The organism is Paraburkholderia caffeinitolerans, from assembly GCF_902859945.1.
GTDB lineage: Bacteria > Pseudomonadota > Gammaproteobacteria > Burkholderiales > Burkholderiaceae > Paraburkholderia > Paraburkholderia caffeinitolerans.
Genome location: NZ_CADIKL010000009.1, coordinates 170,406 through 185,187 on the forward strand (window position 1 = coordinate 170,406; position 14,782 = coordinate 185,187).

Sequence of the window (14,782 nt, forward strand, 5' to 3'; positions counted from 1 at the left end):
GCTGGCCGAAGAGGAAAAAGCGAAGGATAGCCGGTTATGAGGCGCTTGCTGGCCGGGGAGACCGCAAATCGTTTTCGATGCAGCAGAAAATGATCTGGATTGTCGGTGCGATAACGCACGAACAGCGCGCAATATGGACCACGCACGTGCGTTGCATCGAACGCGCGTGCGTCAGGCGAGTCGAGGCTCTCCGTTTCGCGCGCAACCAGCCGCGCGCACCATCATTTCGATGGTGCGATCAAGAGCACGCAAAAACCCCCGGCAATACCCACACGGGTTCGCCGTTTGTTTTGCACGTCTAGCGCCGGTGCGCTGCCCCGTCACTTCTGTTCGTGTGCCTTGCGTTGCTCGTCGAGAAATGCGCGCACATGAGCGGGCAATTCATCGCCGAGAAACTCGACGGCCACCGGTTCCGGATCCGGGCTGAATACTTGGTCCGGGGTCGGAATCCTTGGCGGTTTGGCGTCCATGATCTTTCTCCTATGTAAGGCAATTATCTGGCTCCGCCCTTCAATCGCGCTAGTGCCCGCCAACGCAAAGGAGCATTTCCAGCGTGCGTGTTGCTTTATTCGCACATCGGGACAACTTATTAACTGCTCAGGAATATAATCATTCGGATACACACCATTGACGTTCGCATGCCGTCTGAACTTGCGGCTCACGAGCGCGTCCAGTCCAGTCGTTGCTTTCGCGGCGTGCTGCTCCTTCCGTGATCATCCCCTGAGCTTGCCTGGTCCCGGCCGCACTAGCGTGGCGGCGTTCTGCCATGGGGGCGCGGCAAGCATTCATGGGCGTTGCTTGCCGCCCTTGTATCTGCATGTCCGGTCGAGTCCGTTACCTGTCTATATCGGTCGATTATCGGCCGAGCTTGACCCCCGAACCTTAAGCAGAATTAAAACGGTGTAAGCGTTCGTTTCTGGCGAATGGATCCGCTCTTATGTTTGTATTTTTGCGGCGGATTATTGTCAAAACTCGCCATCACGGTTGTTCCGGCGCCGGAACCTGCTGCACGTGGGCATGGTTCGCCGGCTCGGCACGCACGTTCACCTGGCCGTGAATGCGTGCCTGATGACCGTCCGCGAACATGTAATAGGGGAACGGGTGTGCCGGCTCGGACGCCGCATCGAGGCGCGCGATCAGTTCGGGCGCGAGCATGAAGTCGAGCGCGCCAAGCGATTCCTCGAGCTGAGCGGCCTTCGTCGCCCCGACGATGATGCTGGACACGCCTCGCTTCTGATAAAGCCAGTTCAACGCCACCTGCGCCATCGGCCGGCCGGCTTCATGCGCAACTCGCTCCAGTTCGCCGACGATGGCGAAGTTGCGCGGCGAGAGCTTGTCGAAACCGGGCGGCGGCTTCGGGCCCACGGTCTGCAGCCGGCCCGCGCTAGCTGCGGCCGCGAGGCCCGACGCGCCGTCCGCGCCCGATTGCGAAGGTCGATACTTGCCTGATAGCACGCCCATGCCGAGCGGACTCCAGGGCACGAGCCCCATGCCAAGCTGCGTCGCCAGATCGGCGAACTCGTGCTCCGCATTGCGTTCGATCAGCGAGTACTCGAGCTGCATTGCCGCGACCGGCTCGAAACCGCGCCAGTCCGCGAGGGTCTGTGCGCGTCCCGCATACCAGGCCGGTACGTCGGAGAGCCCAACGTAGCGAATCTTGCCCGCGCGCACGGCATCGTCCATGGCGCGCATGACTTCGTCGACGGGCGTCATGCGGTCCCACGTGTGCAAGTAATAGAGATCGATGTAGTCGGTGCCGAGCCGTTTGAGGGAGCCCTCGAGCGCGCGCAGCAGATTCTTGCGATGATTGCCGCCCGCGTTGGGATTGCCCGTTTGTGCGTTGTACGAATACTTGGTGGCGATCACGAGCTGCTCGCGCAGACCGCGCGCGGCGGTGAAGCGTCCGACCCAGGTTTCGCTCGTGCCTTCGGTATAGAGGTCGGCGGTGTCGATGAAGTTGCCGCCGGCGTCGACATAGAGATCGAAGAGGCGGCGCGCGCTGCCTTCGTCTGCGCCCCAGCCCCATTCGGTGCCGAACGTCATCGTGCCGAGAGCGATTGGGCTGACGCGCAGGCCTGAGCGGCCGAGCAGGGTGTAGGTGTCGAGTTTCATGGCGAGTGTCCGGTTTCGCGCAAAGCGCACGGGTGAGGGGGAGTACGGAGTCATCTTGCACCCAATGATTTTGTGGAAAAATCGGGCTCACCTGAAACGACTGTGAAGTCATGCTTCACAATATTCGCAGTGGAGGCGGGATGGATCCGATGAACGCCGCAACGCCAGGTCCATCCGCTCTCGCGGCGCGCCTGCCCGCACTGCTGGCGGTCGCGGCTGTCGCGCGTCACGGCAGCTTCACGCGTGCGGCGCTCGCTTGCGGGTTGTCGACATCGGCGCTCTCGCAAAGCGTGCGCGCGCTCGAGGCGCAGCTCGGCGTGCGGCTCTTCAACCGCACGACGCGTCGCGTGGCGCTGACTGAAGCGGGCGCGCAGTTTCTCGCGCGCGTGCAGCCTGCGCTCGCGCAGATCGAGTCGGCGTTCGATGCGCTCGACGCTTCGCGCGATCAGCCCGCTGGCACGTTGCGCATCAATCTGCCGCGCGTCGCGAGCGAGTTGCTTGTGCTCCCGCATCTCGCGGAATTCATGGAGCGGCATCCGCAGATCCGCCTCGAACTCGCGCTCGACGACGCTTTTGCGGATCTGGTGGGCGAGGGTTTCGATGCGGGTATCCGGCTCGGTGAATCGCTCGCGCCGGGCATGGTGGCCGTGCCTATCGGCGGGCCGATTCGCATCGCCGTGGTGGGGGCGCCAGCGTACTTCAGACGCCACGCGCCGCCAGCCACCCCCGATGATCTCGTTGCTCATGACTGCCTGCACTACCGTTTCGCGACGGGTGGCGTCTACCGGTGGGAGTTCGTGCGGCCGGACGAGCCGCAGCGCGTGTTCGACACGCTCACGCAAGGGCGTTTCGTGACCAACGATTTACGGACGATGGTTCGCGCCGCCGAGGAGGGCGTGGGCTTGCTGCATGTGATCGAGGATTACGTGCGCGCACCATTAGCCAGCGGACGCCTCGTGCCTGTGCTTCGGGAGTGGTGCCCGTCGTTTCCCGGCTTCTACCTGTACACGCCAGGGCGCGCGCAATTGCCGCCCAAGCTGCGCGTCTTTATCGATTTTCTGCGCGAGAAACGCGGGATTGCCTGAGACACGGCGTGGTTTTCGGCATCGTCTGATTCGACCGTCAGGCGACCTTCGCTATCTTCAAAACCATGACCTATCAAAACCGCACCGAGCCGGCTAATGTCGCTGCCGACGATTCGGGCACGCATGCAGCGCTTGCGCTTGCCGATCACCATTTCGACAACGGCCGAACTGCCGACGCGCTGCGGGCCTATCAGGACGTGCTCGCGGAGCAACCGTGTCATGTGCATGCATTGCATCGCACCGCGCTCGCGCATTTTCGTGGTGCAGAGCGCTCGCTCGCTCGCGACTTTCTCGAGCGCGCCTTGAACGTCGCGCCGGAACACGCCGAGTTGTGGGAGCATCGCGGGTTGATCGCTGCGCTGGCGGGCGAGCATGTTGTGGCCGAGGCCTGTTATCACCGTGCCATTGCACTAAGCGGCGGCACGGCCAGCCTGCATCGCAACCTGGGCGACGTGCTGAAGCTGGCTGGGCGTCGGGGCGAGGCGTGCGCGCATTATGAAAAGGCGCTTGGGTTCGATCCGGCGCTTCATCATGCCGTCCAGCGTATCGCCAGGCTCAGTCTCGAAGACGGCCGCTATGAGGAGGCCGTGAATTATCTGCGCCGCGCATGGACGCTGGGCGCGGCGCGTCTTGTCGATGGCGTCGAATTGATCAACGTGCTGTCGCAACTTGGACGCATCGAAGAAGCGGATGCCCAGATCGCGCTCATGCGCACGACCTTCGCGGCGGATCCTCGTGCGCTCGACGCGCTCGCATTCTGCCTGAACGAACTCCATCGCTACGAAAAAGCCCGCGAAGTGGCCGTGCAGGGGCTCGCCGTGGATGCCGGGAGCGCGGGCTTGCATCACAACGCCGCTTACGCATCGAACATGCTTGGCGATCATGCGCTGATGCGGCAGCACAGCTTTGAGGCTGCCCGCCTGAAGCCCGACGACGCCCATCTGCAGTTCAACGTTGCGGTGTCGCTGCTGCGCGATGGCGAGTTCGAGGACGGTTGGCGGCACTACCGCTGGCACGAACGCTTGCCGGAGAACAGCACGCTCGCGCAGCCCGGCTTTCCGGAGTGGTGCGGCGAGCCTGTAGCCGGACGACGCTTTCTGCTGGTCGGCGAGCAGGGGCTCGGCGATCAGATCCAGTCTCTGCGCTACGTCGACTGGTTGCAGCGTCAGGGGGCGACGGTCGATGTCTGGGTAGGCGAAGCGCTGGCCGGTGCGGCGGCATGCGCGAGCGGGGTCAACCGGGTCTGGACTACGCTGCCGCCTGGTCCTTACGACTACTGGTGTCGCATGTTTCGTTTTCCTGATCATATGCGGTTGGCAACGAGCATGTTGCCGCTTGCGATGCCGTACCTCGGCGCGCCGTCCTCGGTGGTTGGCCGTTGGCGCGAGCGGATCGTTGGCTCGATAAGCTCGAACTCGCGCAAGCACCGCGTGGGTCTGGTGTGGGCCGGCAATCCTGATTACGAATTCGATCGCTATCGTTCCATTGCACTGAGCGCGTTGCATCCGATGCTGGCGCGCAGCGAAGTGGCGTGGTTCGCGCTGCAAAAGGGCGCGGCGCAGTGCGACGTCGAGGCCTTGCCGCCCGGCATCGACATGACGCCGCTCGGGCCGGAGATCGCGAACTTCACCGACACGCTGGCGATCGTCCAATCGCTCGACCTCGTGATTACCGTGGATACGTCGGTTGCGCACCTCGCGGGCGCGGCGGGCGTGCCAGTGTGGATCTTGCTGCCGACCTGCACTGACTGGCGCTGGATGACGGGCCGCAGCGATACGCCGTGGTATCCATCGGCGCGGCTTTTCAGGCAGCGCGCACTGGGGCGCTGGGATGAGGTGATCGAGGAGGTGGGGGAGGCGTTGAATGGAGTGCTGCTGCCGTAGTGCCGTGGAAAAGGCGGTGGCGCAAAGCAAAAAGCCCAACCGGTTAAGGCTGGGCTTTTTTGCTTGAATCTTTTGGTGCCGGAAAGAGGAATCGAACCCCCGACCTTCGCATTACGAATGCGCTGCTCTACCGTCTGAGCTATTCCGGCCGCACATCAGAGAAGGAAGATTATAGGAAAGATTCTCAGGCTATGCAAGTCCCTTCCCTCATCTTTTTTACTTCTTCGCTTCCTGATGGTATCGGGTCACGCGCTCCACCTCGTTTTTCGAGCCGAGGAACACGGCCACGCGCTCGTGCAGGCTCTTCGGCTGGATGTCGAGAATGCGCTGTTCGCCGTTGGTCGCCATGCCGCCCGCCTGCTCGACGATGAACGACATCGGGTTCGCTTCGTACATCAGGCGCAGCTTGCCGGGCTTCGAGGGATCGCGGCGGTCGGCCGGATACATGAAGATGCCGCCGCGGCTCAGAATACGGTGCACGTCGGCGACCATCGAGGCGATCCAGCGCATGTTGAAGTTCTCACCGCGCGGGCCGTCCTTGCCCGCGTTCAGTTCGCCAACGTACTGCTGCACCGGCTCGTACCAGTGGCGCGCGTTCGATGCGTTGATCGCGTACTCGCGTGTGTCCTCGGGAATACGCATGTTGCTCTGCGTGAGCACCCACGAACCGAGTTCGCGGTCGAGCGTGAAGCAGTTCACGCCGTTGCCGGTCGTGAGCACGAGCACGGTTTGCGGGCCGTAGACCGCGTAGCCCGCCGCGACTTGCTGCACGCCGGGTTGCAGGAACGATTCTTCGGTGGCCTGCTTGCCGTCCGGGCAGCGCAGTACCGAGAAGATCGTGCCGATCGAGACGTTCACGTCGATGTTCGACGAGCCGTCGAGCGGGTCGAACACGAGCAGATACTCGCCCTTCGGATAATTGGCCGGGATCGGGAAGAAGGTTTCCATTTCCTCGGACGCCATGGCGGCGAGGTTGCCGCCCCATTCGTTGGCGTCGAGCAGGATTTCGTTCGACAGGATGTCGAGGTTCTTCTGCACTTCGCCCTGAACGTTTTCGCTGCCGGCGGTGCCGAGCGCGTCGCCGAGCGCGCCCTTGCTGACGTTGTAGCTGATCGCTTTGCACGCGCGCGCGACAACTTCGATCAGCAGACGCAGATCGGCCGGCAGGTTGCGGTGCTCGCGCTGCTGCTCGATCAGGTATTTCGTGAGTGTGGTACGACGGTGCAAAGCCATTGCAGGACTCCAGATGCGCTTGGGAATAGCGCAATTCTACCTGCTGGACGGGGCGCGGCCCGCTTGGTCAATCCCGAAAATAAGCGCGATGGGGCCGGGACGTACGTCTGACGGAAATTCCGCCGGGAATTCGACCGTGAAAATAATGCAGAAAAAATAGGCACAAAAATGCCGGCCGCGAGGGCCGGCAGCGTGCATGAAGCGTGTGCGAACGACGCAGTGTGCGGCGGCGCTGAGCAACGGCGCCGCGCACAAGGCTTACGCCAGCGCCTTTTCCACGATTTCGCGGACGTCGCGCGACTTCGCCTGCGCGGCGACCTGTTCGAGCGCGGCGCGCATCGCGTCGCGCAGCGCCGGGGTGAAGCGGCGCCACAGTTCGAGATTGCGTGCGAGGCGCGCGGCAACCTGCGGGTTGATGGCGTCGAGCGCGAGTACCTGCTCGGCCCAGAACGCGTAGCCCGAGCCGTCCGCCGCGTGGAACTGTGCGGGATTCGCCGCGCAGAAGCTGAAGATCAGCGAGCGGGCGCGGTTCGGATTCTTCAGATTGAAGGCCGGGTGGCGCATCAGCGCGCGCACGGTCTCGATCGTCGGGCGCTGGGCCGTGCCGCGCTGCGTAGCCTGCAAGGAGAACCACTTGTCGATGACGAGCGGTTCTTTCTCGAAGCGCACGTAGAAGTCTTCGAGCGCCTGTTTCGCCTGGTCGCCGCCCGCGCCCGACGCCGCGTTCATCAGTGCCGAAAGCGCGGCGGCGCGGTCGGTCATGTTGTTCGCGGCGCTGTATTGCGCGGTGGCGAGCCGCACGGCGTCGGCGGGGGCGTCGAGTTCCGAGAGGTAGGACAGCGCGAGATTCTTCAGGCCCCGGTGGCCGGCGGCTTCCGGCGTGGGCTCGTAGGCGCCCGGCGTGAGGTTGGCGTCGTAGGCCACGAGCCATTCGCTCTTGAGCGCTGCGGCCAGGCCCTTGCGCACGAATTGGCGCGCGGTGTGCACGGCGGCGGGATTCGACTCCGCCATCTGCTCCGCGAGATAGGTTTCCGAAGGTAGCATCAGCGCAAGTTCGCGGAACGACGGCGAGAGCGAGGCGTCGTTGAGCACGCGGCCAAACGCGTTGATGAGCGCGTCGTTGATCGCGAGCGGCTGACGCGTGGCGGCGCGCGCGGCCAGTGCGAGCAGTTCGCGCGTGGCGAGGCGCTGGCCGGCTTCCCAGCGGTTGAACGGGTCGCTGTCGTGCGCGAGCAGGAACGCGAGTTCGTCGTTGCTGTAGTCGTACTCCACGATCACCGGCGCCGAGAAGTTGCGCAGCAGCGAGGGCAGGGGTTTGTGGGCGACATCGACGAAGGTGAAAGTCTGCTGCGTCTCAGTGAGTTCGAGCACGCGCGTCGTTCCCGACGAACTGGATTCGCCTTCGAGCCTGAGCGGCAGGTCCGCGCCGTCGGGGCCGATCAGGCCGATCGCGAACGGGATCAGGAGCGCTCCCTTCTGCGTGTCGCGAGCTGCGGGCGAGCCGTTCGCATAGCCTTGCGAGAGCGTCACGCTACAGCGCTTCGCGGCTGCGTCGTAATGCGTCGTGACTGTGACGCGCGGCGTGCCCGCCTGGCTGTACCAGCGCTCGAATTGCGCGAGGTCGCGGCCATTGGCGTCGGCCATGGCGCGGCGGAAGTCGTCGCAAGTGACTGCCTGGCCGTCGTGGCGCTGGAAGTACAGGTCCATGCCTTTGCGAAAGCCGTCGCGGCCGAATAGCGTTTGATACATCCGCACGACTTCCGCGCCTTTCTCGTAGACGGTCATCGTGTAGAAGTTGTTGATCTCGACGTAGCTTTCGGGGCGCACCGGATGCGCCATCGGGCCCGCGTCCTCGGCGAACTGCATCTGGCGCAGCACGCGCACGTCCTCGATGCGCTTGGTCGCGCGCGCGGCCTCGTTCTCGTCGCCGCCCGACATCGCTGCCGAAAATTCCTGATCGCGGAACACCGTGAGGCCTTCCTTGAGACTCAACTGGAACCAGTCGCGGCAGGTCACGCGGTTGCCGGTCCAGTTGTGGAAGTACTCGTGGCCGACCACGGCCTCGATGTTGGCGAAGTCGACGTCGGTGGCCGTTTCTGGATTCGCCAGCACGTACTTCGTATTGAAGATGTTGAGCCCCTTGTTCTCCATCGCGCCCATGTTGAAGTCGCTCACGGCGACGATCATGAAGCGGTCGAGATCGAGTTCGAGGCCGAAGCGCCGCTCGTCCCAGCGGATCGAGTGGATCAGCGAGTCCATCGCGTGGCGCGTCTTGTCGAGATCGTTCGGCTCGACCCACACCTGCAGCAGCTTCTCCTTGCCCGAGCTGGTGGTGATGCGCTCTTCGAGCGCGACGAGCTTGCCGGCCACCAGCGCGAACAGATAGCTCGGCTTGCGGAACGGGTCTTCCCATTTCGCATAATGGCGGCCGTCGGGTAGATCGCCTGCTTCGATGAGATTGCCGTTCGAGAGCAGCACTGGGCACGCGGTCTTGTCGGCGCGCAGCGTGACGGTGTAGGTCGACATGACGTCGGGGCGGTCGAGGAACCACGTGATGCGGCGAAAGCCTTCGGCTTCGCACTGCGTGAAGAAGTTGCCGCTCGATACGTAGAGCCCCGAGAGCGTGGTGTTGGCTTCCGGATTGCAGGCGCCCGTGAGCGCGAGCGTGAACGCGTCGGGTACGTTCTCGATCGTCAGGCCATGTTCGTGCGCACGCACATTCTCGTAGCTGTTGCCGTCGATTTGCGCGCCGATGAATTCGAGCTGTTCGCCCATCAATTCGAGGTGCGGCGCTGGCTTGGCAGCGGGATTGCGGCGCACGCGCAGCGTGCTCTTGACGACGGTATGTTCGGGCGCGAGGTCGAATTCGAGGTCGACGGCGTCGATCAGGAAGGCGGGCGGTGCGTAGTCTTCGCGGCGGATCACGGTGGGCGTGGCGGTATCGGACATGGTCTCGTGCGGGGAAGCGTCGGGGGCGGATAGCGGTATAGGGAGGCCGCGTCTTTTGTACGATGACGCGGCCGCTCGTCCCATTGTACAAAGGCGCGCGCTGCTTGTCCGATGTGGCCCGCAGCCGTGCTCCGCGCCGCTGGCCCGAACTTTCCCGCTGGGGCGCGAGTCAGTATGATCGGGGCCTGCGGTGTCGATCACCGCGAGCTTGCCGCGCGACGACGACCTGTCGCCACTGCCACGACTGCAACGAGAAGACCATGATGCCCGACCGATGGACCCGCCGCGCGCTGCTGTTGCTGGCGGCGCTTGCCGCGACGCTGTCCGGCTGCACGACCTACGTAACCAGCCAGGTGACCGCGTTCTCCGCGTGGGGAGGCGGCAGCGACGCCACGCGCACTTACGCGTTCACGCGCAATCCCGACCAGCAGCACAGCATCGAGCAATCGACTTACGAGAATCTCGTCGCCGATGGGCTCGCTTCGTACGCATTCCGCCAGGTGCCCGAGCGGCAGGCGCGCTATCTCGTGGGCCTCGCCTACGGCAGCCGCATGGACACGGTCACCGTGGCGCAGCCCGTGTTCTACAACCCGTGGCCTGGCCCGTACTGGGGACCGTTCAATCCGTGGGGGCCTTGGGGTCCGTGGGGCCCGGCCTACGTGAACCAGAGCTATCCGGTGTACTCGCATGCGCTTGGCATCCGCATCACGGAGCAGGCGGGCGGGAAGGAGGTCTATAACGTCACCGCGCGCACCTCGGGCGACGATCCTTCGCTCGTGCACATCATGCCGTTTCTGGTGCACAGCGCGCTCTCGAACTTCCCGCTGCAGAACGGCTCGGTGCAGCAGGTGAAACTGCCCGTCGACAAGAACACGGGGGCGCTGGCCGAGGTCCCCGCGGCGCCGTCAGGAACCGCGCCGGCGAGCGCGCCGGCAGCGGCCGCCCCGGCGAAATAGGCGGAGCACGTGTCAGTGGCGACTCAATCGCCACTGACGATCAAACTCCCACGCCCATGATGGCGAGCACGCCCAGCACCACGAACAGCACGGCGGCGATACCGTGCACCAGTCCCGTCGGCAGCTTGTGGGCGAAGCGGTCGCCCAGCAGGATCGCGGGCACGTTGGCGATCATCATGCCGAGCGTCGTGCCGGCCACCACACCGAAGAAGTCGTGAAAGCGCGCGGCAAGCGCGATTGTTGCGATCTGCGTCTTGTCGCCCATTTCGGCGAGAAAGAAGGTGACGACGGTGGCGCCAAATACGCCGAGGCGCGTGCGATTGACGTTGGCTTCGCCTTCGTCGAGCTTGTCGGGCACGAGTATCCACAAACCCATGGCGACGAAGGAAGCGGCGAGCGCCCAGCGCATCACCGAAGGCGTGACGAGTGAGCCGAGCCATGCGCCGAGCGCGCCCGCGCCCGAATGATTGACGAGCGTGGCGACCAGCACGCCGAGAATGATTGGCATGGGCTTGCGATAGCGCGCCGCGAGCACGAGCGAAAGCAGTTGCGTCTTGTCGCCGATTTCGGCGAGCGCGACTGCGCCAGCCGAGACGAGAAAGGCGTGATTCACGTTTTGGTGATCCTCGGGCCGAGATGAGTGCGAGCGACGACTCACGGCCCGCCGGGCCCTGTTGCGGCGGGCATGAGTCATCGGTCTCGCCAGGCCTGGGCGATAAAGGCTGCGTCCGCCATGGCCGCGCGGGCCAAGTCTGTTGACGGACGCCCCCGCTGCGCGTGCGCGGCGCGCGGCAAAACCCGAAGGCTGGCCGCACGGCACGGCACGGGGCGGCTACTCCCCAATGTTCGATAAATTATAGCATCGGGGTTTTCCGACGCCCGGCGTCGCTAAGGCTGTCGGACTGGCAGCAGCGGGCTTTAACGCTTTGCCGTATCGCGGCTGTGCACGCGCGCACCGGCTGCGTAGGTTTCGAACACGGCCCGGTCGTCGCCGAGCAGCGCGAACGCGAACAGCAGTTCTTCGAGCGATTCGGCTCGCGCGGTGCGGCGCTTGAGCAGCGGCGTCGCCTGCGGGTCGAGCACGACGAAGTCGGCTTCGCTTTGCGGCGCGAGCGTGCCGATCTTGTCGGCGAGATCGAGCGCGGCTGCCGCGCCCGCCGTGGCGAGCCAGAACATGCGCGTGGCCGTCAGGTGGTGACCACCCATGCGCGCGACCTTGTGCGCTTCGTTCATGGTTTGCAGCATCGAGAACGACGTGCCGCCGCCCACGTCCGTTGCGAGCGTGACGGGCATTTCCGTTGCCTGCGCCTTGTCGAAGTCGAACAGGCCGCTGCCGAGGAACAGGTTCGAGGTCGGGCAGTGCGCCGCAACCGTGCCGGTTTGCGCCATGCGGCGGCGGTCTTCGTCGTCGAGCCAGATGCAGTGGCCGTACACGGCGCGGCGGCGCAGGAGCCCGTAATGATCGTAGATGTCGAGATAGCTGCGCTGGCGCGGGAACAGCTCCTTCACCCACTTCACTTCGTCGAGATTCTCGGCAACGTGGCTCTGAATGAAGATGTCGCTGTGCGCCTTCGCGAGCGCTTCGCACGCTTCGAGCTGCGCTTCGGTCGAGGTGGGCGCGAAGCGCGGCGTGAGCGCGTACATCTGGCGGCCGTTGTTGTGCCAGCGCGAGATGAGTTCGGCGCTGTCGTCGTAGCCGGTCTGCGGCGTGTCGCGCAGGAACTCGGGGCAGTTGCGGTCCATCAGCACTTTGCCTGCGATCATGCGCATGTTCTTGGACTCGCTCGCCGTGAAGAGCGCATCGGCCGATTGCTTATGCACCGAGCAGTAGACCAGCGCCGTGGTCGTGCCGCACGAGAGCAGTTCGTCGACGAAAAAGCGCGCGGTTTCGAACGCCACGTTCTCATTGGCGAAACCGCGCTCGGTCGGGAACGTGTAGGTCTCGAGCCACGGCAGCAGGCCCGGCGCCGGCGAGGCGATCATGTCGGTCTGCGGGTAGTGGATGTGCGTGTCGATGAAGCCCGGCACGATCAGCTTGTCGCGCAGGTTGTGCACCGTCGCGCCTTCGGCCACGCGAGCGCTCAGCTCGGACCAGGCGCCGGATGCGACCACGCGGCCGTTTTCGACGATCACCACGCCGTCTTCGTGAAAGACGGCAGCGTCGGGCGACTGCGCGGGGTCGCCGGTGAACGTCAACAGTTTTGCGCGATAAGCCGATTGAGTCATGGGAACTTCGTCTCCGAAAAATTCAGGTGTTCATAAGCCGTATGGATGCGCACCGCTCCTGAAAACGCGGCGCGCAAAAGCCCTGGGGCCGGCGCTGGCGCGCCGGTCCTCATCAAGGATGAAGCCTTAAATTGGGGGAGCTGCGCGGGATCAGGCCACGGCGCCGCTCCAGTACCGATCGAGCTTCGCGATCAACGCGGCGCGTTCCTCGGGCGTCACGAAAGACGCCTCGAAGCTGTTGCGCAGGATCGTGTACACCTCTTGGTCGTCGAGCTGCAGCGCCGTGATGATGGCGCTGAAGTTCTCGTTCACGTAGCCGCCGAAGTAGGCGGGATCGTCGGAGTTGACGGTCACCGCGACGCCTTCGTCGAGTAGTTTCTTGAGCGTGTGCTTCGTCATGTCGTCGAACACGCAGAGCTTCAGGTTCGAGAGCGGACAGACGGTGAGCGCGACGCGCGTATCGGCGAGGCGCGTGACGAGCGCCTTGTCTTCGATGCTGCGCACGCCGTGATCGACGCGGTCGACCTTGAGCAGATCGAGCGCCTCGTAGATATAGGCGGGCGGGCCTTCCTCGCCCGCATGCGCGACGAGCTTCAGCCCTTGCGCGCGCGCCTTCGCGAACACGCGCTCGAATTTCGAGGGCGGATGGCCGCGTTCCGACGAATCGAGGCCCACGCCGATCATGCGCGGATAGCGCGCGAACAGCGGCAGTGCGGCGTCGAAGGTGGCGAGCGCGTCGGCTTCGCTCAGGTGGCGCAGGAAGCAGAGGATCAGCTTGCTCGTGAGGCCGCGTTTTTCAGCGTCGGCGAGCGCGCGGTCGATGCCCGCGACCACGGTTTCGATCGGTACGCCGCGCTCGGTGTGCGTTTGCGGATCGAAGAATATTTCGGTGTGCACGACGTTGTCCGCGAGCGCGCGCTCGCAGTAGGCCATCGTCATGTCGTAGAAGTCCTGCTCGGTGAGCAGCACGCTCGCGCCTGCGTAATAGATGTCGAGGAACGACTGCAGGTCGGTGAACGCGTAGGCCGCGCGCAGCGCTTCGATCGACGCGTAGGCGAGCTCGACGTGGTTTCGCTGCGCGAGCGCGAAGATCAGCTCCGGCTCGAGCGAGCCTTCGATATGGATGTGCAGCTCGGCCTTCGGTGCACGCGCAGCTTTTAGTACGAGCGGGCTGATGGTGGGCGTGATGGTCATGATTGGATCGATCGGTTGCGTTCAGTGATTGACATCACGCGGAATGGACCGTTCCGGGAGCCGCAATGGCTGCATGCCCAGGTGCACCGGCGCCCGCCATCGACGCTTCGATCGCCTGCAGCAATTGCGCGGCGGCCGAGATCGCGATGACTTCGGGCGATTTGTCGACGATGCCGTCCACGCCGAGCGGGCAGTGCATGCGCGCGATCTGCAACGGATCGATGCCGCGCGCGGCGAGCCGGTGCTCGAACTGCTTGCGCTTCGTGTGCGAGCCGATCATGCCGAAGAACAGGAAGTCGCCGCGACGCAGGATGCGCTCGGCGAGATCGAGGTCGCGCGAATGATCGTGCGTCATCACGATGAAGCTCGTGCCCGGCGGGGCGGCGTCGATGGCTTCGTCGGGCGCGTCGTTGGCGTCGATCGTGACGTTGGGCGCATTGAGCGCCGCGAACGCTTCCGGCGAGGGAAACGCGGCGTCGCGCTCGTCCACCCAGCGCACCCGGCAGGGCAGCGTGCCGAGCACGCGCACGAGCGCCGACCCCACATGGCCCGCGCCGAACAGCACGACGGGCCGCTCGTTGGGCGCGATGGTTTCGGTGAGCAGCATCGTGCCGTCGCCATGATCCGGTGCGCCCGTGTCCCACAACAGGCAATCGGGCGATTCCACGCCGGGCTCGGGCTCCGAAAGCATGACGGTAGCCGCCGCATCGGCGAGGTCGGTTTCAGCGCCGGAGGGCGCTCCATTCCGCGAGGAGCGGAATGATACGCTACGAACGGTCGAGGCGCCCGCCGCGAGCCGGCGCGCGAGCGTGGCGAGCCAGCCGAGGTCGGAGACGTCGAGGCGCTCGAACGCGAGCACGACTGCGCCGCCGCAGCACTGGCCGAGGCTCGGCCCAAGCGCGAATCGCTCGAGGCGGCGCGTATGCGGCGTGCGCATGCCGTCGCGCAGCACCTGGCGCGCGGTCTCGATGGCCTTCCATTCGAGATGACCGCCGCCGATCGTATGGCGGGCCGCTTCGCGCGTGACGATCATCTTCGTGCCGGCTTCGCGCGGCACCGAGCCTTCGGCGCGCGCGACGGTCACGAGCACGGCGGCGTCGCCGTGCGCGAGCAGGTGTTGAAGATCGGTGACCCAAGCTTGCAT

General features: G+C 64.9%; 11 protein-coding genes, 1 tRNA gene and 1 riboswitch. Of the genes, 3 read left to right on the top strand and 9 right to left on the bottom strand.

Translation table 11 applies throughout. The annotated features are described in order from the left end of the window. Nucleotides 1-320 precede the first annotated feature (320 nt). Together HV773_RS11770 and HV773_RS11775 are read right to left on the bottom strand one after the other, a co-directional pair. On the bottom strand, nucleotides 321-470 hold the full coding sequence (locus HV773_RS11770) for a hypothetical protein (RefSeq protein ID WP_027795377.1): 150 nt from the start codon (nucleotides 468-470) through the stop codon (nucleotides 321-323). 508 nt (nucleotides 471-978) lie between these two features. Continuing rightward, nucleotides 979-2,112: an aldo/keto reductase gene (locus tag HV773_RS11775; RefSeq protein ID WP_129562562.1), complete on the bottom strand. Its 1,134-nt coding sequence runs from the start codon at nucleotides 2,110-2,112 to the stop codon at nucleotides 979-981. A gap of 140 nt (nucleotides 2,113-2,252) precedes the next feature. Here HV773_RS11775 and HV773_RS11780 point away from each other — a divergent pair, with 140 nt between their 5' ends. Next, nucleotides 2,253-3,197, top strand: a complete 945-nt coding sequence (locus HV773_RS11780; RefSeq protein WP_227875312.1) for a LysR family transcriptional regulator — start codon at nucleotides 2,253-2,255, stop codon at nucleotides 3,195-3,197. A 65-nt stretch (nucleotides 3,198-3,262) separates the two neighbouring features. Then, nucleotides 3,263-5,080 (top strand): tetratricopeptide repeat protein, encoded by a 1,818-nt coding sequence (locus HV773_RS11785; RefSeq protein WP_175195268.1) that lies wholly within the window; start codon nucleotides 3,263-3,265, stop codon nucleotides 5,078-5,080. Between the two features lie 73 nt (nucleotides 5,081-5,153). Here HV773_RS11785 and HV773_RS11790 read toward each other — a convergent pair. From HV773_RS11790 to pepN, 3 genes are all read right to left on the bottom strand, one after another. Then, nucleotides 5,154-5,229, bottom strand: a tRNA-Thr gene (locus HV773_RS11790). A 67-nt stretch (nucleotides 5,230-5,296) separates the two neighbouring features. Further along, nucleotides 5,297-6,313, bottom strand: coding sequence for a class 1 fructose-bisphosphatase (locus HV773_RS11795; protein ID WP_129562559.1), 1,017 nt, complete (start codon nucleotides 6,311-6,313; stop codon nucleotides 5,297-5,299). 258 nt (nucleotides 6,314-6,571) lie between these two features. Next, complete coding sequence (gene pepN, locus HV773_RS11800; protein ID WP_129562558.1) at nucleotides 6,572-9,262, bottom strand: aminopeptidase N; 2,691 nt, start codon at nucleotides 9,260-9,262, stop codon at nucleotides 6,572-6,574. A gap of 260 nt (nucleotides 9,263-9,522) precedes the next feature. Here pepN and HV773_RS11805 point away from each other — a divergent pair, with 260 nt between their 5' ends. Then, nucleotides 9,523-10,218: a DUF4136 domain-containing protein gene (locus HV773_RS11805; RefSeq protein WP_129562557.1), complete on the top strand. Its 696-nt coding sequence runs from the start codon at nucleotides 9,523-9,525 to the stop codon at nucleotides 10,216-10,218. Nucleotides 10,219-10,258: 40 nt separating this feature from the next. On the opposite strand, the gene HV773_RS11810 is transcribed toward HV773_RS11805, so the two are convergent. From HV773_RS11810 to xdhC, 4 genes are all read right to left on the bottom strand, one after another. After that, complete coding sequence (locus HV773_RS11810; RefSeq protein ID WP_179950551.1) at nucleotides 10,259-10,831, bottom strand: TMEM165/GDT1 family protein; 573 nt, start codon at nucleotides 10,829-10,831, stop codon at nucleotides 10,259-10,261. A 91-nt stretch (nucleotides 10,832-10,922) separates the two neighbouring features. Continuing rightward, nucleotides 10,923-11,071, bottom strand: a riboswitch (yybP-ykoY riboswitch). 65 nt (nucleotides 11,072-11,136) lie between these two features. Then, nucleotides 11,137-12,444 (bottom strand): guanine deaminase, encoded by a 1,308-nt coding sequence (guaD, locus tag HV773_RS11815; RefSeq protein ID WP_129562555.1) that lies wholly within the window; start codon nucleotides 12,442-12,444, stop codon nucleotides 11,137-11,139. 150 nt (nucleotides 12,445-12,594) lie between these two features. Beyond that, nucleotides 12,595-13,638 (bottom strand): adenosine deaminase, encoded by a 1,044-nt coding sequence (locus tag HV773_RS11820; RefSeq protein ID WP_129562554.1) that lies wholly within the window; start codon nucleotides 13,636-13,638, stop codon nucleotides 12,595-12,597. A 34-nt stretch (nucleotides 13,639-13,672) separates the two neighbouring features. Further along, nucleotides 13,673-14,782, bottom strand: coding sequence for a xanthine dehydrogenase accessory protein XdhC (gene xdhC, locus HV773_RS11825; RefSeq protein WP_129562553.1), 1,110 nt, complete (start codon nucleotides 14,780-14,782; stop codon nucleotides 13,673-13,675).